Here is a 21,052-nt window from a genome sequence, read left to right on the forward strand (position 1 = left end):
GATTAGTTAATATAAATCTTATTTATTTAAATTGACTAAAAACAAATTAATTTAATATTGTTTTTTAATTCTAATTAGTTATTTGACAGCTTATTTTTTAGTCTATAAGATTGTAAATGAAAATTATTATCAACTATAGCGTGTTCGGATGAAAAAAATAACTGCAAAATTTAGTCTATTTAGTTTGTGCCTTATGAGCTGTTATAGTTCTATTGTTCTTGCTGAAAGTAATATCAAAGATATCAAGGAAGATAGTGAAAAAGATAAATTGGACACAATCACTGTTATTGGTGAAGGGGTGCAACGTAGTGAATTACAAACGAGTTCAAGTTTAAGTGTTATAACCAATAAGGATATCGAAAGACGTCCCGATCTTTACTCTCTAACAACTGTACTTAAACAAACTTCCAATATATTAGAAACCGGATTAGGCAATCAATTACCCACAATTCGAGGTGTTGAGGGCTCATCAGCTCATGGTGCAATATCTTTTTTAGCGGGTGCTCGCCCTAGAGTTAATGTACAAGTTGATGGTGATAATTCTAATTATAATGAATTAGCGTTCGCAACTAAATCGCTATGGGATATCGAGCAAGTCGAAGTTTATCGTGGGCCACAAAGTTATGCTCAAGGACGTAATTCTATTGCTGGTGCTATTGTTATGCAAAGTAATGATCCCATCAATAAATTTGAAGCGGCAGCAAAAACGGATTATGGTAATCAAAATAAACGTCAATTTGCTGCCATGTTGTCTGGTCCATTAGTTGATGAGCAATTACTCTTTCGTTTTACGGTTGATGATCAAGGTCGTAAATCTTATGAACATTTAGCAAATTATCATCCAGCAGGTGATTCAAGGAAATTTAAAGCCACCACAACTAAGGCTAAATTACTTTGGTTACCTTCAGCTATGCCAGATTTTTATAGCCGTTTAACCTTTAAACATGTAGATTCACGAAATCCTCAGGGTGAGTTTAAACCAACAACAGATTATGATACCTATCGCTCTGTATTCAAAATTCGGACTTCAAGCACAATTTGGGATGCAGGTTATCAATTCAATGATACATGGGAATTTGAAAATAAAGTTGTTTATTCAAATTATATTCATGACCGTTTTTCTCTGCCCTCTGGAGCACCATCAAGAGTTGAGGGGCATAAATGGCAAGTTCAGCCAATTTTAAGATACAACAATGGTACATACAAAGGTTTATTGGGTCTATTTTATTTTCAGTCACCACAAGATGACAGTATTTTATTAGGAGTCCGCAATCGTTATCATGATGTTACTAAAACTAAAGCGGTTTTAGGGGAGTTTACCTTTAGACCAATTGAAGTTATCGAAGTTAATCTATCCGCTCGTTATGAGCAAGAAAAACATACCCGCAAAGGTGGTAGCTTATTTCTTTTAAATTATGATAATAAAACAAATGTTTTCTTACCGAAATTTGATATTGCTTATCTAATCAGTGATGACCAGCGTATTGGCGCTAAAATTGCTCGTGGTTATAATCCAGGAGGGGCTGGAATTACATTTACATATCCTTTTTCCACATACAGTTATGGTACTGAATATCTTTGGAACTATGAACTTTATCACCGCTGGCTTTCAGACGATAAACGTTTAAAAATTAATACTAATATTTTCTATAACGACTATAAAGATATGCAAATTGAGTATTCTCATCCACTCGGTATCACTATTGCTAATGCCGATAAAGCTATAACTTATGGTGCAGAATTTAATATTGAGTGGCAAGCAACACAAAATTTAAATTTAACCACCAGTTTGGGCTTACTTAAAACCAAAATAAAAAAATACAGTGATAGTAAAAGTTATAACGGTAATAAGTTAACACGTGCTCCTGGTTATACATTTAACTTAGGCGGTTATTATAACCTACCATATGGATTGGAAACCGGATTAAATGCATCGTTTGTAGATAGTTACTTTACTGATGCATCAAATAATAAGACATCTAAAATTGATAGTTATTATCAAGCAAATGCTTATTTAGCTTATAACTTCAAACAAGGTCGAATTATGCTTTATGCTGATAATGTTTTCAATTCTCATGACAAAATAAGTCTTATGTCCTCATCTTCTCGTTATAGTACTTATCAGCAACCACGACAAGTAGGTATTTCTGCGCAAATAAACTATTGATAAATTAGTTAAATATTATATTTAAGAAAGATTTAAGTTTGTTTTAGTTTAACAAAACAGATTGTTTTAAATTTACCAAATCATGGGTGGTAATGGGTTATTAAAATATTTTTTTACTATTAAATAATTATATTAATAAATATGTTAGGAACACAAAGTTAGTACTTCAAAAGGAAAAATGAATAAATGAATGACAAAGCAACAATTAAATTGCCCAAAAATGTTTGGTTATTATTTGTAAGCCTTTATATTACAGAATATGTGGGTACTGGTTTTTTAACCATCGCCTTAGCATTAATCTTAAGAAAAGATGGCATGGAGTTAAACCAATTAAGTTTGATTCCTTTAATGATGTTACCAATAGGGTTGAAAATTTTATGGGCACCTATTGTTGATAAATATTTAAAAGGACGATTATCACATTATCGTAATTGGTTAATCATCTCTTTATTCTTTATGTTAATTTGCCTGATGAATATCGCTTTCCTAGATCCTATTAAACAATTTTACATCATTCTACCAATCATCTTTATTTTTTCGATAATGACAGCTACTCAAGAATTAGCCATATCCGGATTGGCCTGTAATATTTTTTTAGCCGAGCAGCGTTATCTTATTTCAAGTATCAAGACAAGTGGTTCAATGATCGGTAATATTCTAGGTGGCGGTGTGATATTGCTACTTTATGCTTATATTGGTTGGATGTGGTGCTTATTATTGATTACTGTTTTAGTGGGTTTTACATTAATTCAACTTTTCTTTTTTGAAGAGTACCGTTACAGCCAAAATCAGCCTATTGCCGAAAGTAATGATCCTCAATATTGGAAAAATCTGATTACCATTTGGAAAGGTAAAATAAATTGGTTAATTATCTTAATACTTATGCCGTTTAGTTTCCTCCCCGCTTATAATCTATTATCACCAATACTTGTTGATAATGGTTGGGCGTTGCCAGATATTGCTATTTTATTAAAAGTATTTGGTTCAATTGTAAGCTTAGTGGCAGTTGTGTTAATTTCAAAAATCCTAAAACGTTTAACAAGAAAACAGAGTCTAGTCTATTCGTTGCTTTGTCATGCTTTTTGTTTACTATCATTTATTCCGATTTCGTTAGGATATGTGAATGTATTTAGTGTCTATTTCGCCTGTTTTCTTTATTTCTTTAGTTTACCTTTAATGTCGATAGCGATTACTGCCATTATCATGGACAATTCGGATAGCTCACAGGCTCGTTCCACTGCTTGGAATGCTCAATTGGCACCAAGTTACTTTTGTGGATTTGCGGTAATATCATTAAGTTATTATCTTGCACAAAATTTTGGTTATTTTCCTGTTGTCATTAGTTCAATAGCACTTGCATTTTTTAATGGGATTTATGCAAGTAAAGTGATAAAAAATTAAAATAATAATGAATTGTTTAATCATCATTTTTCAAAAAAGCCCCGGCTAGCGGGGCAAATGATGTACCATTCCCTGTCTTTGTAACAACTCATATCCCTAAAACAGTTGCGTTTTATTTGCTCATTGGAAGTTAAACTGGCTGTTTTAATTGTTACCGAATCAAAACAGCCAATTAGACCGTTTACCGTCATGCCTAAGACGTTCATCAAAACCGCAGTATGTTCATAAGCCCCTGCTAGCTACTTGAATCTTATTAACCCACTAAATAACTCGTAGTATTGTTTAATGACTCTGTTAACTCGATTGGTTTTGATGCAATAATGATAATATAAGTTATCATTATTGTCAATAATATAAGTTATTGATTGAAAATTTAAGTTATGAAAAAAAGTTATCATTTGTAACCGAGTTAAGCGAAAATGTAGTATAAAAAAAGCCCATCTAAGGGCTTAATAAGCATCATCAGACATTAATGCCATGCGTTTTAGAGATAGAACCATAACAAGCTTAATGAATATAAATTAACATATAGATCTGTATGATGAATAGACCAATTAAATGAGTATTGATGATTGCCACCACACACGTCCTAAGATATTAATTTCATCTTGTGGGATAACTTCATCTTCATAATCAGGATTGTAACTTCTGATTTTGATTAGGTTATTGGGCAATCTTTCAAGTATTTTAATTCTTAGTAAACCAGCGTGATTAATAGCATAAATTTTACCATCGCGAATATTGGTATCAGCTTGGTCAATAGCAACCGTTGCTCCATCTTGGAAAACTGGCTCCATACTATCTCCATAAACAGTTAAACAGACCGTGCAGTTTTTATCAATACCATATCTACGCATGGTTGAACGCGACATGCGTAATTGATAACCATTGTAATCTTCAATATCATCAGCAAAACCATCTCCAGCAGATAATCTGACATCTTTATAAAATGGTACTTCAATTTCGTCATCGTTAAGTGGTGTTTTACTATCCCATTCATCCATCGTTCCCACTATTTTTGCATTAGACAAGTTTTTACCTATATCAGGTTTGCCAATTCCTTTCGTTAACCAAAGGAGATCAACGTTCAAAGCAGAAGCAATCTCAATAATTTTACGGGATGTGCTGGATTTACCAGAAATAAGTTTTTGAATGGCTGGTTGACTAATTTTTACCATTTCAGCAAGTTGATGCTGAGACATGCCTGATGCTTCTAAAGCCCAATTAATTCTATCAGTAAAGGTATTCATATCGTTATCTCATGGTTTTAGTGTTGTAAGTATATAATTTAAGTTATCACGCATCAAATAACAATAGTTATTGATTTACTCGATAATATTGGTTATAATTTGAAAACATAAGTTATCAAAAATAAGTTGCCGATTAGAAGATAACTTATAATTTCTTTTTCAACAATAACCAAAAAATAGCCGTGAAATTTAGTGAGCAATTTAAACGAATGTCTAAATGGTTTTTTGGGATATAAAGCAAATTAAATTCTTATAAGAAAAATAACTATAAAACCTATAGATAATAAAATAAAAGCATTAATTATAAGAGGTAACAATGAAAGAGACTAAAGAGATTTTAACAGCATGGAAAAATACTCGTGTACTTAAACGTATCGGAACTGAGTATCCTTCACAATCAGCTGTTGTTACTGGTGCTGCTAGAAGTTTTGATTATCGCCAATATCTGACAGAGGAAGAAGCAGAAATAGTGGATAAAGCTATTTTAAATTTAAAAGAATACAATCTTGTTCAATGGACTGTTTTAATGACTTACTATTTAAAAAATGTCTCATGTAATGCACAAGCTAAAGTTATAGGTAAACGTCCTCATGATATTATTAATATACTCAATCAAGCAGAAAGTTTTATTGGTGGTTACATTTACCCATTTTTCAAATAAGTTAGATCAAATGCAGAGCACCGCGCAAATTAGTAATATACAATAACTCTATAATACAATTTTATATTTAAATAAAGCCTAGCTAAAAATCGCTAGGCTTTGTTGTTTCTAGACAAATTTTAATTATCGCTAATATCTGACAAAAAAGAATGAAATAATCAATAATATTATTTTTAGACTAAAGTTTATTAACTTTGAATGGTGGGGTGTTTTAATTATTTATTATTTGAAAAATATTTTATTTGATGAATAAATAAAAACCATAAACAAATTTTTTCATAACAACATTTGAGTCTTTTATTAGTCTCGTTAGTTTAATTGACGATTAGATTTGGCTTGCTAAAGATAAATCATATTAACCTATTGACATTGCGCAAATTAGCATATATAATTACCCCATAATGCAATTTAATATGCATGCAAACAAAGCCCAACTAAAACTAGTTGGGCTTTTTTATTTCTAAAAAAATTATTTTTATTAAATTAGTTCTAGAAACCATAAAGTTAGTATTGATTAATATGTCTAAAACAATACTCAAAAGTTATCGATTCTTTTATTATAATTAACCCATTTCAATTTTATTGTGATTTTTCATAACAATCGTTTATAAATATTAATACTCATTGACGAATATAAACTTTTAAAATTTTAAATCTTATAAGTTGCAAAAATTAAAACCAAGAATGGTAATACAAGATTTATGTTTATTAATAAACTTTTCTATTTTTGAAAAATAACATGGCTGATTAATATTAAAATAATTTACTAATAAAATATAACTGAATTTCCAAATAATATAACTAATAAATTTATTAATGTTCATGATAACTCTAGAATAGTAATGAAAGATAAAACTTTCAATAAAGAATAAATGCTAAATACTACTAGTCAAACAAATCATTCATCGCATCATCAACCTTAATTAACAGCCTATTAATATAGAAATATAGTTTTCATATTAGTGGAATCTTAATTTATATTCTTTTTAACTATTAAAATTTAAATACATAAAAGGGTCAAATAGTATGCCAATAAAAGATCCAGACAACATAAATTGGACCGTTATCGTCTATTTATTTTTCATCACTTTTTTAGGCTCATTAGCCAGTTATTGTTACCATTTACTCAATGGTAATAAATTCTTTCTATGGACACTTATCGCTCAAATTTTTATATCTATTTTTGCTGGTGCTTTGGTTATCTTTATTGCAAGTTATTTTAATTGGGCATTTGAAGTAGCGGGAGGTATTGCTGGTTTAGCTGGTTGGTCAGGTGCTAATTTAATTAAAGTTCTTGAAGAAAAATTAATAAAACAAATTAATAATAAACAATAAATTATTAATTAAAATGTTTTACTAATACAAATTTATCCGCTAATAAATTTATATAAAAGTTGTCTTTAGAGTTATTAAAAAATGGTGTTTTTTAACATTACTTAAAAAGTCAATTTTAATCATTACTTATCTTTATATGAACCAATCTAAGTCTTTTTTAGTTTCCATTCATTATCAAAATAAACTTCTTATTTAACGAATCACTCAAAAATTATCAAACATAAGGAAAATAAATGAATATTAGTCAAGAAGGTATCGATCTGATAAAAAGCTTTGAAAGTCTAAAATTAGAAGCATATAAATGTCAAGCAGGTACATGGACTATTGGTTATGGTCATACTAAAAATGTTAAAGATAAAGACATAATCAGTAATTCTCAGGCTGATTGTTTTTTAGTACAAGATCTCTATTTTATTGAGCAGTCAATTAATCAATTGGTTAAAGTTGAACTGAATCAAAATCAATATGATGCATTATGCTCTTTTGTCTTTAATGTAGGTGTTTTAGCATTTAATCAATCGACATTGTTGGCAAAATTGAATATGGGTAATTATATTGGCGCTTCAAATGAGTTAGAACGTTGGAATAAAATTACGGTTGATGGCATCAAACAATCTTCTACTGGCCTGACAAATCGCAGAAAAGCAGAAAAGAACCTATTTAATAAATAATAATTAATAGGATAGAAAAAATGAATAAATTTATTGGCATTTTTATCTTTCTTTGGCTAGCATTATTTTATAAGTATATCGAAGAAGTTCGTATCTCGAAAGAAAGGCATGCTCAAGTACAAGAGTTAACGAGTAAGCTTTTTCAACTTGAACAAAAAAATATAATTGATAATCAAATTATTGCCAATAATGAACTAACAAAAAGAAATCTTGAAAACCAATCATTACAAATACAGGAAAAACTCGATGATTTACTTAAAAATAACAATTGCGCTAATGAGTATGTTCCTGATGATATTGCTAACAGGTTGTACGAAAGAGCGAAAGGTATACGTCAATCAACCAATATCCGAAAATCTGTTAACTGATTGTCTACCATTATTACCGCCTAAACCATTAACATTTGCTGGTAGTATTAAATATAACGAGCATTTATTAAATGTTATTGAAAAATGCAATCAAGATAAACAATCCATTAGAGCTTTAAACAAGTCTATTTATTAAAATAGTTATACTATCTTGACCATTTTTAATAATTAAGGTTTTTCTGTGATGATATCACTATGTCAAATATGAATAAATGTTAAAACTTATTTCAGCATTCTTCACAAAGTAAATTAATCTAATTAATCAGTACAATTTCTTATCCCATAGAAACTGTAATTGAAGCCGAATAATCTCATTTTGGCTAATAATCTATTTAAATCTTCTTTTCTCAACAAAAGAGAGCCTAGTAACGAATTGTGCAATAACAATCTCGTTATCTACCCTATCGATAGAGCTGACTGAAATTTACCAATCAGTCAGCAATTTCGATTATTACCTTGAGTAATAACAGTAGTAAAACATTGCGCAATAAACTTTAGTTCAAAGTTAAACGCAAATATCTTTTTAATTTAAATTTTTTTAAAAATGGAGAAAGTTTATGTCAAATTCACAAAATTTATTTCAAAATACTAACCTTATTAATATTGGTGATATTCCTGTTTCTCTTGAAACCGGTATAATTTATTATAATTACCATAATAGATCAGGTCGAACTACTATTAATTATCCTTTATTAAATTTAATTGATGAGTTAGTAAGGGAAGGATTACATAGAAAATGTAAAACTTTGTATTATCTTGCATCAGATAGAAATGAATTCAAAGATGTCTCTCCTAGTGTGATTGGTAATTATCAAATAGAACTAAAAGGAAATAGATACATTTCTGGGGACGGTATGCAGGGTGGTGATGAAGCTTATGACAATCGTGAATATGATGCATCAAAAGGTGATTTATGTTTGGTATTTATGATGACAAAACCTTCAACTACTGGATTTGATTGGGGTGGGGAAGATGAAGTTAATCATGTTCATTCATTTTCTTCAGCTGGTCATGTTAATGCAACAAACTTTGAGAATGTTATATTCAAATGGGATACTAATAAGCATAACCCTGCGATAACAAAACAAGATGATCCACAAGCAGGTACAGGACTTTATGTCATTCATATTAATAAAACTGCTTTACAATACCGCCATAATGATTTAGTTATTGATAAAGAAGTTGCTCCTTCATATGCTAAATTTACTCCAGGTTTAATGAACTATCATGCTGAGCAAGATAATTTCAAATTCCCAAGTAATGGTACTATGAAATTGTATGCTACATTTAGTAATGATGGTCTTGGTCAAAACGGTTTGACCAAAGATGAAACAAACAAAATTCAAAAAATCTTCAGTAAATACCAAAATCAACTTTAATTTGCTAATTCATTTTAAAATTAATTGCCCACAGTACTGTGGGCTTTTTTCTTACAGGTGAATTGTTAAAATAATTCAATCTCTTTATTGATTTACCTATCTAAAATCCTCCCATCTTTCCTCATTTTAATTCCTTCCAAATATACTGAATTTTAGTTTTTATAAAAATAATTATATTGTTTATAAACAAACTATAGTTTTATTGCTATAAATTCATTTCTCTATAATTTAACTCTATAATAAATATTAATTAAAAAGTGATTCATTTTTCCATTCAAATTTATTTTTTATAAATCATCGATTACATAAAGAATAATTCCTATCCACATTTTTTTATAATATCAGCGTACAATTATTTATTAATCTCTTTAAATACTAACTTTACTTATTTTTTCTTGATGAATAATTTTCACCATATTGGTTAGCGGCAATTAAAGCTGCATAAACATCTTGAGGTTGAACATTACCTGGCATATTTTTCATGGTATCATTTTCTGAACAAAACTCAGTTGCCACTAGATGCATTTTCTTTTCAATATCAGTTGTAACCATATGTTTGGTTTTTCCTGCCTTATAATAACGCCGATAAAATAATTTATTATTAATAAAATACCTCTCAAAAATCTAGTAATAATTTAGTAATAAAGCATAGGTGTAAAACCACGTCCAGCGCCATTACGATGTTCAGCTAATGTTGCTGTATGTGCATCGTTATCAAGCATGATTCTAATATTTCCGCCTAACTTTTTATATAAATAACTGCGGGCAGGAAAATCTTTTATCTTCAGTAAGTTTGACGTTTTCATAATACGACTTTCTTTATAAAAATATAAAAAGGTATACCTATGCCAACACCACAAAAATTAGAATTCTGAACATCATTATCCTTAAGAATTATATTGACATTATCGGCATTCTCATCAAAAAAGCTTGTGCATCTAAATTAGGATTAGCAGGTATTTTTTAAAATTAAATTGTTATTGCTATCAAAAAGCCCGCATGCGGTTTTAGCACCACCAACATTAATACCTAAAAAATATTCTTGTTCTTCCTCATATTTTTTTGATTAAAGTTTGAATAAATTTAAGACCGAAAGATTAATAATTCACAAAAAAATGATTCAGTTTAAAACGTGATCAAGATCTTACTTTTGATTTAAATACCTAAAAATGAGATCTAAATCACAGACACTTTCGTTCGAAAGTTATTACTATGTAGAAAAAATATTGAGGCAATGTATGATTTTTAATTTACAACGATATTCTACTCATGATGGACCAGGAATTCGAACAGTAGTTTTCTTAAAAGGGTGTTCTTTAGGGTGTTTTTGGTGTCAGAACCCAGAAAGTCAATCCGCTAAGCAAGAAATTCTGTTTGATGAAAGGCTTTGCATGAGTGATTGTGAGCTTTGTTCTGCATCTTGCCCAAATTTAATTAATAAATCAAATGGACACATTCGGATTAATCGGAAAGAATTTGAACAAGCCGATTATAAAAAAATGCAAAATATTTGTCCAAGTTTAGCATTAACTGTATGTGGTGAATTGTTATCAGTACAAGAGGTGATGCAAACCATTAATAAGGATAGTCCTTTTTATCAACGTTCTGGTGGAGGGGTAACATTATCTGGCGGTGAGCCATTTATGCAACCCAAATTAAGTCAAGAAATTCTAGCTGCTTGCAAACAACAAAGCTATCACACCGCAGTTGAGACTTGCCTGCATGTTCCTTGGAAGAACATAGAAGCTTCATTACCGTATTTAGATCTTTTCTTGGCTGATTTAAAACATACTGACGAATCTATTTTCCATGCTTGGACCAAAGGCTCAGCCAAACGGATTTTAAAAAACTTCCAACATCTTGCTAATGCTAACAAAAAAATCACCGTTCGAGTGCCATTAATTCAAGGATTCAATGCTGATGAAAAATCGATAAAAAGTATTGTCGATTTTGTTGCTAGTGAAATACCGACTAATGAGATCCATTTTTTACCATATCACACTTTAGGTATAAACAAATACAAAATGCTCGATCTGCCTTATCACGCACCTAAAGAGCCACTAAACGACGCAAATATCATTGATTTTGCAACCAATTATGCCAAACAAAAACAGTTAACCGCTGTTTTACGAGGATAACCAAGGAGAACCTTATGTCTACTCTAGACCTTACAACTGTCACACCAAGGATTAAAGCACATAAAAATGCATTGATTCATATTATTAAACCACCGATTTGCGTAGAACGCGCAGAACATTATACCGAATCTTACCAAGAACATTTGGCAAAGCCAGTTGTATTACGTCGCGCTTATGCATTAGCAAATCATTTAAGTAAAAAAACAATTTGGATAAAACACGATGAATTAATCGTTGGTAATCAAGCGAGTTCACCAAGAGCCGCACCAATATTTCCAGAATATACCGTTGGTTGGGTTGAAAAAGAGATAGATGTATTAGGTGATCGCCCTGGTGCAGGATTTGAAGTTACCGAACACGATAAAGAAGTTTTACACCGCGTTTGCCCATGGTGGCACGGTCAAACGGTGCTTGATCGCTGTTATGCACTATTCAGTGATGAACACAAATCATTGCTTGATACCGTTATGATCAAAGCCGAAGGGAATATGAATTCTGGTGATGCTCATCTTGCCGTTAACTTCCCATTTATTTTGGAAAAAGGTATTGATGGCATTATTGACAAAATTAAAGAACGTCGTAGTCGTATCAATATCACTGATTTTGATGATTTCCATAAAGATCATTTCCTAAAAGCGTCTGAAATTTCAATGCAGGCCATGAGTGAATACATTGAACGTTATGCTCAATTAGCCCGTGAAATGGCAACTAAAGAAGAACGTTCATGGCGTAAAGATGAGTTATTACAGATTGCTAAAAACTGTGATGTTATCGCTCATAAACCACCAGAAACATTCTGGCAAGCTGTCCAATTATGTTATTTTGTTATGTTATTGTTACAAATTGAATCAAATGGTCACTCAGTATCGTTTGGTCGCATGGACCAATATCTTTCTTCATGGTATGAAAAAGATGTTGAGCAAGAAAAAACATTATCTCGCGAAGCGGCAATTGAGTTATTGCACAGCTGTTGGTTAAAACTATTAGAAGTCAATAAAATCCGTTCAGGTTCACACTCTAAAAGTTCAGCCGGTAGTCCGATGTATCAAAACGTGACAATTGGCGGTCAAAAACTGGTAGATGATGTCGCTGTTGATGCAGTTAACTCATTATCTTATGCTATTTTAGAGTCTTGCGGACGATTAAAATCAACTCAACCTAATTTAAGTGTACGCTATCATGCTGGAATGAGTGATGACTTTTTAGATGCTTGCGTACAAGTTATTCGTTGTGGTTTTGGTATGCCAGCGTTTAATAATGACGAAATCGTTATTCCTGAATTTATTAAACTCGGTGTAGAACGTGAGGATGCTTACCAATATTCTGCTATCGGCTGTATTGAAACTGCGGTGCCGGGTAAATGGGGATATCGCTGCACGGGGATGAGCTTTATTAACTTTGCTCGTGTTGCACTTGCAACTTTAGAGGGTGGTAAAGATGCAACCAGTGGTGTTGTTTACCTACCGCAAGAACAAGCACTCAGTAAAAATAACTTCAAAAGTTTTGACGAAGTTAAAGCCCAATGGGATAAACAAATCCGCTACTATACTCGAAAATCAATCGAAATTGAGTATGTGATTGATACTATCTTAGAAGAAAATGCGCATGACATTATTTGCTCAGTATTAGTTGATGATTGTATTGAACGCGGTAAAACGCTTAAACAAGGTGGCGCGAAATATGATTGGGTATCAGGCTTACAAGTCGGACTAGCCAATACTACTAACAGCTTTGAAGCAGTTAAAAAATTAATTTTTGATGAACACACCATCAAACAATCCGATTTAGCTAAAGCATTAGCTGAAAACTTTGAAGGTTCTGCGGGCGAACAATTACGTCAACGTCTACTCAATAATGCCCCGAAATACGGTAATGATAACGATGAAGTGGATTATCTTTTAGCTGAACTATATAACTATTATATTGATGAGTTAAAAAATTATCGCAACCCTCGCTATGGTCGTGGTCCAATTGGCGGTACTTATTATGCCGGTACTTCATCTATCTCTGCCAATGTGCCATTTGGTGCACAAACTGCGGCAACACCAGATGGGCGTAAAGCATGGACACCGTTAGCTGAAGGTGCCAGCCCATCATCCGGTACTGATACCTTAGGGCCAACAGCAGTATTTAACTCATTAGGCAAATTACCAACGGATAAGATTCTTGGTGGCGTGCTTTTAAATCAAAAACTCAATCCATCAACCTTAGACAATCCGCGTGATAAGTTAAAACTCATGATGATGCTACGAACATTTTTTGAGGTTCATAAAGGATGGCATGTTCAATATAATGTTGTTTCACGTGATACGTTACTTGCTGCTAAAGCACATCCGGATCAATATCGTGACTTAGTTGTTCGTGTTGCTGGTTATTCCGCATTCTTTACAGCACTATCACCCGATACTCAGGATGATATTATCGCTAGAACAGAGCATGTAATCTAATTAATGATAATTATAAACCTCAGCAATTAAAGCAAAGACCTACTGATGTAGGTCTTTTTTAATGATTTAATTAGATTTATTAATTTGAAATTATTCTGTAACAACAGGTTGAACCCACATTTGCTTATTTCTAAAATCAATCTTAACGATATTTGTACGGAAAAAATTTGATCCTATTATCCCATCAGATTTAAATTTATCAGGAAGTGAATCCATTATAATTGCTTCAACTTTAACACTAGCGGCGTCCGTCATTTCAAGTGGTGTATATCTAACATTATATTTAGGTAAGCTAATTTTACTTGAAGAGGGTGAAAGTGATTCTTCTTTTATGATTGACACTGAAGCACCTGTGTCTAATATCATTTCGTAGTTTTTTGAACCATCAAACAAATTTATAACTAAACCATAATTGTTTAAATAAAAGGGAATAGAAAACCAATTTTTATTTAAATCATCAGAAACCTTTATATCATCTGATATTGTTATTTTATTTTCAGGATAATTGATAGTTAATACATAATCTTTAAACAGACCAAGTCCAATCAATGATTTTTCTGTATCAGTTCCTTTTTTTTCATGATTACTCTTAGTAAGATCAATTGGTATAAATAAGCCCCAATTTTTATATTCAAGGACTGGTACATTGTTAAAAATAAAAGATCCTAATTTTAACTTGTCGACAATAAACGATCTAACCTCTTTAATATCACCTGTTAAATCATTCAATTTCATTTTCTCTGCATTTTCAGTTTTATTAGGAATTTTATTAATTAAAGCCATTGGTAGGTGTAAAGCTGATTTAGATCCCGTGTCAAATATAAATTGAGTTTTTTCACCTTGTAAGTCCATTGTTACTGAAGGTAAATTATATCCGTTATCAAAAGTTAGCTCCCAAGTTACCTCCAGACTTTGCGCAAAACGACTCATAAATAGCATGATTAAAAATAGTATTTTTTTATTCACAGAATCTTCCCTAATGTATTCTCATTCCTAATATATTTTTTCGATTTGATATTATTGATAAATGTTTGTTATTTATCCTTTTTTACATTTGTCATAATAATAGTATCAAGTTTTTATTCAATAATAAAATTTATATATCGTGATTTAGTTGTTTATGTTGCTGGTTATTCAGCATTCTTTACAGCTCTATCACCTGATATTCACGATGATATTATCGCAAGAACAGAGCAAGATATCTAATTAATGATAATTATAAACCTCAGAAATTAAAGCAAAGATCTACTTATGTGGGTCTTTTTTTGACTTAACATGAGCGTTTTTAAAAGATTAATACAGAAATTTATAACTAAATCGAGTTTTGCCACTTTTATAATGACAAATACGATTTAATTCATTACTATTTTTATCTATGTGTTTACTCATATATTAATATATGGATATGCAATTTTATAACAGGTGACTATGCTTTATTTAATGAATGAACGGCAACAAGAGATTATTTATAAAGTTAATGAACTCAATCAAGTTAGTGTCAATGATTTAGCTGAGCAATTTAATGTTTCTGTTGTGACCATTCGTCATGATCTCAATTTTTTAGAGCAAAACGGTTATTTAAAACGAGAGCATGGTTATGCTGTTGCGGTCGATAGCGACAATCTTGATGCTCGCATGAAAATAAAGTTCCCATTAAAACAAAAGATAGCAGAATATGCGGCTTCGCTAGTCAATAACGATGAACATATCTTTATTGAAGGAGGGAGTACCAACGCCTTATTAGCAAGGCATTTAGCCTACACTCGCCGAATTACTTTAATTACTTCCAGTTATTACATTGCTCAATTACTGAAAAATACCGATTTAAAAGTGATTGTAATTGGAGGAGAATATCAAAAGAAAAGTGAAAGCGTTGTTGGTGAATTAGCTTGCCTTGCGATAAAACATTTACATTTCGACAAAGCGTTTATTGGTATTGACGGTTTTTTACCAACTACAGGTTTTTCAGGACGAAACCAAATGCGTACCGAATTAGTCAATACAATCTTAACCAAACCTTGTGAAAATATTATCATTACCGATTCCTCAAAATTTGGTCAAAAACAACCCTATCAATTAAAGCCGATCGAATCAATCCACCGAGTTATCACCGATCAAGCGATTAATCCTAATGATGAACAATATCTAATAGAAAAAAAAATTATTGTTGATAAAGTTATTTAATTAAGCATAAAAAATTTTAAATAAAAAAATAGCTAGATTTAACTTCAGCTATTCTTTCTCAAATTCATCCTCTATTTCTGGAGAATAATGAAGATTGTTTTTTGGAAAAGATAGGTAATATACTTCCTTTCAGGTTAATTCTATTTTTAACGAGCCTTTTGATTATTTTTTTAATCGCAAAAGCCATATTGGTTTAACTTCTATTAATTCATTAGGGACAAGGTGAAGACAATTATAATTCTGCTATAAAAACTTTTTTGAAGAGAGTAAAACTTTTATATCGAATATAAAATAGTTAAAGATGAAAAAATGACTATATTGATGAATGGCAATAATTGTAATAAAAGTAATTCATATGAAAGGCCAAACAAAGCAGAAAAAGTAGGCGCTTTTAAAAAATTAGCCAAAAGGTTATTTTATGAAGATGATTATGTAATGATTGCAGGATAAAGAGCAAAAGATCTAATTCATGTTTTTAAATAATATATAAACACTGAAAATTACATCAGTTGATTTTTATGAAATACGAAATTTACTATATTGAATTAAATAGATTTTAAATAAGGAATAAAAATGATAATTGTAACTTTAACGTTTAAAAAACCTATGCCTGAAATTTTTGCAAAACTCGATGAGCACAATGTATTTTTAGATGATTTTTTTGCAAAAAATAAATTTCTAGCATCTGGGCTTCTGGAAGATAAATCAGGGGGTATAATTTTAGTAATGAGTGATTCAATTGAAGAAGCACAAAATATTATGAAATCAGATCCTTTTTATATTCATGATTTGGTGAATTTCGACTATACTTTTTTTGCGGCTACTAAACTATCACCTAGTCTACAGCTAAAATAAAACTTTTTGATATTCTTATTTAATAAATTAAAGGATTTCTTTATTTACTTGAGATTTTTAACATATCTCGAGTGAATAATATTGATATTATACACATTGTTGTATATTTCTAATTTCTCTGTTTTTGCCGCCGTAAGTCCCTCTGTGTAGTCTTATTCCTAGGATATAATCATCTATTGCCTAATAAATACTAAAAATCTAATTCAATAAGTGATTTCGCATTCTCTTCCAAATCCCTAATGCCTCCGCATTTAAATATATTTAACGCCTCTTTCTTGTCTCTGTTAACTCGACTTAAACCTCATTAATACAATAGTGGATTAACATCCACTCAATCAGAAACACTTTTTTGGAAAAACGCTAAGTGTGTATTCTAATTTACTTGACCAATACCGATCTGGGATGATCTTGAGCTAAAATAGTTGGCGCGATCAAGATCTCTTTGAGCTTGTTTAGTAAAGGATCATCTCCATCTCGTCTGCTGATAAGTGACAGCAGAACCGTGCAGTTCGTTGTAAGAGGTTTATAGGTGACCTGTGGAAAATTAGGTAGCTGAAGTACTGTAGGTAATACACAGATGCCATGCTGAGCTTGAACAAGTGCTAGGACTGCGATCGGGTCGGATTTTGCGATGACTGTTTGGGGATGAAGACCAATAAGACTTTTCACTACGTCAAGAGCCTCATCGTCACTATTGGCAAATTTGATAAACACTTCTTCCTTGAGGTCTTCAAGTTCAATTACGGATTTGGAAGCAAGTACATGATGAACCGACATACCCACGACTACAGGCAATTTTGTAAGGTGGTGCACTCGAAGCGTCTGTTGATAGTTGTCAAGAACAGGAGCGAATACAAAGTCAACCTTATCGGTCATAAGCTTTTCATTCTGTTCCCATGGTTCAATTTGTTGTAGCAGTACTTCGACCTCAGGCATGGCGTGTTCGATCCGCGTGAGGGCTGATGTCAAAATACCAGAATGAACTGCGATGGCTGAATAGCCGATCCGTACACGTCCTAATAGCCCCTTGCTAACGCGCCATGCAGTTTCGATCGCGCGCTCAACATGTTCAAGGGCTTGATTTGCCTCTTCAAGGAACACCTTTCCCGCTTCGCCGCTCTTCCAAAATGCAGCTCCTCAGCCAGTACGACAAAAGATTTCAGATGGCGGAGTTCCATTATTACCTCTTGGAATTACAGGGGGAACATAATGTCATTGGACATTGATGCAATTGGCAAAATGAAGAATACCTTGATGCAATCAAATATTGGTACTCATCACAATTTAATGCAACAATTGATACCAATATGATTGTATATGGCCCGTCCGTAATTTATGGTATGTCCACACTTTTTAGTACCAAAAAGATAAGGTCATCGATTTCTTTTGTATCCAATCGGTGACTGATAATTTAATGTTGAATGAAGTCGATTGCAGTTAAACCAATCGACATAATGATTAAATTCCAACCTAAGCTGCTCCAGTGAATCAAAAATAGTATTCGATACAAACTCTGTTTTCACCGCTTTAAATGTTGCTTCCGCAACTGCATTATCATACGGGCAGCCTTTACGGCTTAATGAACGTTTAATGCTAAACTCGGTTAAACACTCATCAATCAGATGATTATCGAACTCTTTTCCTCTATCTGAGTGAAAAAACTCAATAGACTTTAAATTCATTGGAATTTGACTGATTGCTTGCATAACTAACCCTGCTGTTTTATGCCTGCCAGCACTTCGTCCAACTATCTCTCGATTACTGACATCAACAATCACACAAAGGTAGTGCCACCGCTCTTTAACCCTCACATAGGTTAAATCAGTCACCAATATTTTTCGTGGTTGACCTATCTCAAACTCTCGATTAAGTTCATTCCCCACACTCGATTCATTACTTTTTCCAACGTGAATACGATATTTTTTACAGGTGTATTTTGAGACCCAGCCATTTTTTGCCATAATTCGACCAATTCGTCGTCGAGATAAAATCATGCCTTGCTTTCTCAGTTCTGCCTGCAGGCGCCTTGTACCATAAGCGCGGTAATTATCATTAAAGACTCTACCGACTCTTTCACTGAGCACAACATCTTGCGGTTGTTGGGGCAATTGCCGTTGATAATAAAAACGATTTCTTGTTACTTTTAAGCAACGACATAATCCTCGCAAAGTGTATCGGTGCTTATTGTGTAAAATTAGCTCGATTTTCGCCCCATTATCAACGCAGCTTGCTTTAGGATATCGTTCTCCATTAACAAGCGTTTGTTCTCTTTGCGTAGTGCGATAAGCTCGTTCTCCTCCGCACTGCGATTATCTTTAGCGGTAAATGACCCCGTGGTTTGATACTGAGTTATCCAATTATCTAATGCTGATTTGGTGAGGTCATACTGAGCGACGATATCAGCACGTTTTTTACCATTTTGATACAGCATTACCATCTGTTTTTTGAACTCGTTAGTAAAGCTGCGTTTTTCTCTTCGGGTTAAATTGATTGTCATTATTGTTACCTTTTTTTATTGTTGGTTTATCATAACAATGACCTTATAAAATTGGTACTAATTAGTGTAGCCTATCCATTTATATGGTTGCTAAATTAATCAACTTATGGAGTCAACAAAATGACAGTATTGTCGTTCATACTCCTGCCTACGACGCATTTTATAAAACAATTATTGGTAACAAACGTAAAATAGAAGCCTGCCCTTTAATCAAAATAGATAATAGCTGGTATTGTGATATGAACTACCTTGAAACATTACTGGCGAAAAAAGAGGTTAAAATTTTATTGTTATGCAATCCTCATAATCCAACAGGTAAAGTTTGGTCAAAAGAAGAATTAGCGATCATCGCGGCATTATGTGAAAAATACCACGTCAATGTTATTAGTGATGAAATCCACATGGATATGGTATGGAAAGGCTCTCATAATCCATGGTGTCAATATGGAAAAAATAGTTGGGCGGTCTTATCATCAGCGTCGAAAAGCTTTAATATTCCGGCTTTAACTGGTGCTTATGGTTTAATTCAATGCGAAAAAAACAGAGAGAATTATCTAAATCAAATCAAGGCCTGTGATGGTGTTTCCTCTCCTGCCGTGCTTTCACTTGTTGCTACCATTGCAGCTTATAAACAAGGGCATATCTGGCTACATGAATTAAAAAACTATCTTTATAACAATTTAGATTTTGTCGCCAAACAATTGAATCATGCTTTTCCACAACTTGATTATGCAATACCTGATTCAACTTATCTGGCTTGGATCGATTTAAGAAAGCTCAACATCGATGATATAAAATTGCAAGAAAACCTTATCCATGAACAAGGTGTTGCTATTATGCCCGGTTATACCTATGGGCCCGAGGGAAATCAATTTTTACGATTAAATATTGGTTGTCCGCGTAGTAAGGTCGAAACAGGTGTAAATGCAATTATCAATGCAATTAAGGCATTAGAATAATACAAAATTGTTTGAGTATTTTTCGGTCTATCTTTGTGATGCAGATGTTAGTGGGATTCTCTGTAATTAATAAAAAAATGGAAATAAAAAATCCACCAAGAAATTGATGCTTTACAAGCACAGATTCAACAGCTGAAAAAAACGATGAAACATTAAGTGACTTATTTAAACCTCAAGAATTATTTGAATTTAATTCTTTTAATGAAGATGGTACAAATAAAATTTGGCAACTTAACATGGAATGTTTTAACGAAGATGGTTCCTTAGATCTAGCTACTTGTCGAATACTTTTAGATTTTATTGAAGAACATTCAACCAGCAAATAAGAAGACGCTTTTTTGGAAGTACTATTGAAACAAGTAGAACGAGGGATGTATCAGTCAAAAGCCCTTCGTTTTGCAGATTGGAATATGAATGTCAACTGATGGTTTAAGGCAAAGATTTAGCCGTGATCGAAGATTTCAGAGGTGAAATTACTTTTTCAGAAACATAATTGCTATCTATTTGTTATCTTTTTTGTTTTGCTATTTTATATTGATTCCAAAATTAATTTTTTTAAGTAATGTTTTTTCGGATAGCTCAAAATATATGTTATATAAAGTGTGGTAACTATGGAATATAAGTAGTGATTATAGTATATTATTTCTGCACTTAATTCTAACCACATGAAATAAAATAAATTATTTTAATTTAAAAGCAGAACATAGATAGTATAATTCTTTAGTTGCAATAATTTTTAC

General features: G+C 32.0%; 19 protein-coding genes and 2 pseudogenes. 14 read left to right on the forward strand and 7 right to left on the reverse strand.

Features of this window, described 5'->3' with window-relative positions; genetic code table 11:
• Positions 1 to 193: 193 nt before the first annotated feature.
• Positions 194 to 2,167 (forward strand): TonB-dependent receptor, encoded by a 1,974-nt coding sequence (locus AC5LW9_RS04565; RefSeq protein ID WP_493456392.1) that lies wholly within the window; start codon positions 194 to 196, stop codon positions 2,165 to 2,167.
• 186 nt (positions 2,168 to 2,353) lie between these two features.
• Positions 2,354 to 3,568, forward strand: coding sequence for an MFS transporter (locus AC5LW9_RS04570; protein WP_493456393.1), 1,215 nt, complete (start codon positions 2,354 to 2,356; stop codon positions 3,566 to 3,568).
• Between the two features lie 554 nt (positions 3,569 to 4,122).
• Here the strand turns inward: AC5LW9_RS04570 and AC5LW9_RS04575 are convergent.
• On the reverse strand, positions 4,123 to 4,818 hold the full coding sequence (locus AC5LW9_RS04575; RefSeq protein ID WP_198226582.1) for a LexA family transcriptional regulator: 696 nt from the start codon (positions 4,816 to 4,818) through the stop codon (positions 4,123 to 4,125).
• Positions 4,819 to 5,134: 316 nt separating this feature from the next.
• Here AC5LW9_RS04575 and AC5LW9_RS04580 point away from each other — a divergent pair, with 316 nt between their 5' ends.
• The 6 genes from AC5LW9_RS04580 (at position 5,135) to AC5LW9_RS04605 (ending at position 9,232) form a co-directional block, all read left to right on the forward strand.
• Positions 5,135 to 5,479 (forward strand): antiterminator Q family protein, encoded by a 345-nt coding sequence (locus AC5LW9_RS04580; protein ID WP_086327768.1) that lies wholly within the window; start codon positions 5,135 to 5,137, stop codon positions 5,477 to 5,479.
• Positions 5,480 to 6,505: 1,026 nt separating this feature from the next.
• Entirely contained in the window at positions 6,506 to 6,814 is a 309-nt protein-coding gene (locus AC5LW9_RS04585; RefSeq protein ID WP_198226584.1) for a phage holin family protein, read from the forward strand.
• A gap of 233 nt (positions 6,815 to 7,047) precedes the next feature.
• Positions 7,048 to 7,485 (forward strand): lysozyme, encoded by a 438-nt coding sequence (locus AC5LW9_RS04590; protein WP_198226586.1) that lies wholly within the window; start codon positions 7,048 to 7,050, stop codon positions 7,483 to 7,485.
• Positions 7,486 to 7,505: 20 nt separating this feature from the next.
• Positions 7,506 to 7,853 (forward strand): DUF2570 family protein, encoded by a 348-nt coding sequence (locus tag AC5LW9_RS04595; protein WP_493456394.1) that lies wholly within the window; start codon positions 7,506 to 7,508, stop codon positions 7,851 to 7,853.
• Positions 7,777 to 7,989 (forward strand): Rz1-like lysis system protein LysC, encoded by a 213-nt coding sequence (gene lysC / locus AC5LW9_RS04600; RefSeq protein WP_437177245.1) that lies wholly within the window; start codon positions 7,777 to 7,779, stop codon positions 7,987 to 7,989. Before AC5LW9_RS04595 ends, lysC begins: the two co-directional genes overlap by 77 nt.
• 421 nt (positions 7,990 to 8,410) lie before the next feature.
• The gene (locus AC5LW9_RS04605) at positions 8,411 to 9,232 is read left to right on the forward strand and encodes a hypothetical protein (RefSeq protein ID WP_493456395.1); all 822 of its coding nucleotides are present in this window, start codon (positions 8,411 to 8,413) and stop codon (positions 9,230 to 9,232) included.
• Between the two features lie 381 nt (positions 9,233 to 9,613).
• On the opposite strand, the gene AC5LW9_RS04610 is transcribed toward AC5LW9_RS04605, so the two are convergent.
• Positions 9,614 to 9,784: a hypothetical protein gene (locus AC5LW9_RS04610; RefSeq protein ID WP_493456396.1), complete on the reverse strand. Its 171-nt coding sequence runs from the start codon at positions 9,782 to 9,784 to the stop codon at positions 9,614 to 9,616.
• A gap of 83 nt (positions 9,785 to 9,867) precedes the next feature.
• Positions 9,868 to 10,038 (reverse strand): hypothetical protein, encoded by a 171-nt coding sequence (locus AC5LW9_RS04615; protein ID WP_493456397.1) that lies wholly within the window; start codon positions 10,036 to 10,038, stop codon positions 9,868 to 9,870.
• 432 nt (positions 10,039 to 10,470) lie between these two features.
• Between AC5LW9_RS04615 and AC5LW9_RS04620 the strand changes: the two genes are divergently transcribed.
• Positions 10,471 to 11,370, forward strand: coding sequence for a glycyl-radical enzyme activating protein (locus AC5LW9_RS04620; protein ID WP_198228746.1), 900 nt, complete (start codon positions 10,471 to 10,473; stop codon positions 11,368 to 11,370).
• 14 nt (positions 11,371 to 11,384) lie between these two features.
• Entirely contained in the window at positions 11,385 to 13,817 is a 2,433-nt protein-coding gene (locus AC5LW9_RS04625) for a formate C-acetyltransferase/glycerol dehydratase family glycyl radical enzyme (protein WP_493456398.1), read from the forward strand.
• A gap of 90 nt (positions 13,818 to 13,907) precedes the next feature.
• Here the strand turns inward: AC5LW9_RS04625 and AC5LW9_RS04630 are convergent, their stop codons facing one another.
• A complete protein-coding gene (locus AC5LW9_RS04630) occupies positions 13,908 to 14,783 on the reverse strand; it encodes an aspartyl protease family protein (protein WP_493456399.1) in 876 nt (291 codons plus the stop codon).
• Positions 14,784 to 15,257: 474 nt separating this feature from the next.
• Between AC5LW9_RS04630 and AC5LW9_RS04635 the strand changes: the two genes are divergently transcribed.
• The 3 genes from AC5LW9_RS04635 to AC5LW9_RS04645 all read left to right on the forward strand — a co-directional run bounded on the left by AC5LW9_RS04635 (position 15,258) and on the right by AC5LW9_RS04645 (position 16,856).
• Positions 15,258 to 16,001 carry a DeoR family transcriptional regulator gene (locus AC5LW9_RS04635; protein WP_493456593.1) on the forward strand — a complete coding sequence of 248 codons (744 nt, stop codon included), beginning with the start codon at positions 15,258 to 15,260 and terminating at the stop codon, positions 15,999 to 16,001.
• Positions 16,002 to 16,310: 309 nt separating this feature from the next.
• Entirely contained in the window at positions 16,311 to 16,451 is a 141-nt protein-coding gene (locus tag AC5LW9_RS04640; protein ID WP_198235536.1) for a hypothetical protein, read from the forward strand.
• Positions 16,452 to 16,574: 123 nt separating this feature from the next.
• On the forward strand, positions 16,575 to 16,856 hold the full coding sequence (locus AC5LW9_RS04645; RefSeq protein ID WP_198235535.1) for a YciI family protein: 282 nt from the start codon (positions 16,575 to 16,577) through the stop codon (positions 16,854 to 16,856).
• Between the two features lie 378 nt (positions 16,857 to 17,234).
• Here the strand turns inward: AC5LW9_RS04645 and AC5LW9_RS04650 are convergent, their stop codons facing one another.
• The 3 genes and pseudogenes from AC5LW9_RS04650 to AC5LW9_RS04660 form a co-directional block, all read right to left on the reverse strand.
• Positions 17,235 to 17,957: a LysR family substrate-binding domain-containing protein gene (locus tag AC5LW9_RS04650; protein WP_198228749.1), complete on the reverse strand. Its 723-nt coding sequence runs from the start codon at positions 17,955 to 17,957 to the stop codon at positions 17,235 to 17,237.
• A pseudogene (locus AC5LW9_RS04655) lies at positions 17,927 to 18,034 on the reverse strand (LysR family transcriptional regulator); the annotation flags it as partial. The gene AC5LW9_RS04650 and the pseudogene AC5LW9_RS04655, both read right to left, overlap by 31 nt.
• Before the next feature lie 195 nt (positions 18,035 to 18,229).
• Positions 18,230 to 19,353, reverse strand: a protein-coding gene (locus AC5LW9_RS04660; RefSeq protein WP_493456400.1) for an IS3 family transposase whose coding sequence is annotated in 2 segments (ribosomal slippage) — positions 18,230 to 19,059 and positions 19,059 to 19,353 — 1,125 coding nt in all. Because the reading frame shifts where the segments join, the coding sequence is not laid out codon by codon here.
• Positions 19,354 to 19,430: 77 nt separating this feature from the next.
• Here AC5LW9_RS04660 and AC5LW9_RS04665 point away from each other — a divergent pair.
• A pseudogene (locus AC5LW9_RS04665) lies at positions 19,431 to 20,312 on the forward strand (MalY/PatB family protein); the annotation flags it as partial.
• Positions 20,313 to 21,052: the final 740 nt, after the last annotated feature.

This window comes from Gilliamella sp. LMG 34360 (assembly GCF_984568995.1).

What these genes read in the sequence shown, in the direction of transcription:
- AC5LW9_RS04640 (WP_198235536.1), top strand. Translation starts at nt 16,311, where the DNA reads ATGACTATATTGATGAATGGCAATAATTGTAATAAAAGTAATTCATAT.
- AC5LW9_RS04575 (WP_198226582.1), bottom strand. Translation starts at nt 4,818, where the DNA reads ATGAATACCTTTACTGATAGAATTAATTGGGCTTTAGAAGCATCAGGC.
- AC5LW9_RS04580 (WP_086327768.1), top strand. Translation starts at nt 5,135, where the DNA reads ATGAAAGAGACTAAAGAGATTTTAACAGCATGGAAAAATACTCGTGTA.
- AC5LW9_RS04625 (WP_493456398.1), top strand. Translation starts at nt 11,385, where the DNA reads ATGTCTACTCTAGACCTTACAACTGTCACACCAAGGATTAAAGCACAT.
- AC5LW9_RS04615 (WP_493456397.1), bottom strand. Translation starts at nt 10,038, where the DNA reads ATGAAAACGTCAAACTTACTGAAGATAAAAGATTTTCCTGCCCGCAGT.
- lysC (WP_437177245.1), top strand. Translation starts at nt 7,777, where the DNA reads ATGATATTGCTAACAGGTTGTACGAAAGAGCGAAAGGTATACGTCAAT.
- AC5LW9_RS04645 (WP_198235535.1), top strand. Translation starts at nt 16,575, where the DNA reads ATGATAATTGTAACTTTAACGTTTAAAAAACCTATGCCTGAAATTTTT.
- AC5LW9_RS04635 (WP_493456593.1), top strand. Translation starts at nt 15,258, where the DNA reads ATGAATGAACGGCAACAAGAGATTATTTATAAAGTTAATGAACTCAAT.
- AC5LW9_RS04570 (WP_493456393.1), top strand. Translation starts at nt 2,354, where the DNA reads ATGAATGACAAAGCAACAATTAAATTGCCCAAAAATGTTTGGTTATTA.
- AC5LW9_RS04605 (WP_493456395.1), top strand. Translation starts at nt 8,411, where the DNA reads ATGTCAAATTCACAAAATTTATTTCAAAATACTAACCTTATTAATATT.
- AC5LW9_RS04620 (WP_198228746.1), top strand. Translation starts at nt 10,471, where the DNA reads ATGATTTTTAATTTACAACGATATTCTACTCATGATGGACCAGGAATT.
- AC5LW9_RS04595 (WP_493456394.1), top strand. Translation starts at nt 7,506, where the DNA reads ATGAATAAATTTATTGGCATTTTTATCTTTCTTTGGCTAGCATTATTT.
- AC5LW9_RS04565 (WP_493456392.1), top strand. Translation starts at nt 194, where the DNA reads ATGAGCTGTTATAGTTCTATTGTTCTTGCTGAAAGTAATATCAAAGAT.
- AC5LW9_RS04610 (WP_493456396.1), bottom strand. Translation starts at nt 9,784, where the DNA reads ATGGTTACAACTGATATTGAAAAGAAAATGCATCTAGTGGCAACTGAG.
- AC5LW9_RS04590 (WP_198226586.1), top strand. Translation starts at nt 7,048, where the DNA reads ATGAATATTAGTCAAGAAGGTATCGATCTGATAAAAAGCTTTGAAAGT.
- AC5LW9_RS04585 (WP_198226584.1), top strand. Translation starts at nt 6,506, where the DNA reads ATGCCAATAAAAGATCCAGACAACATAAATTGGACCGTTATCGTCTAT.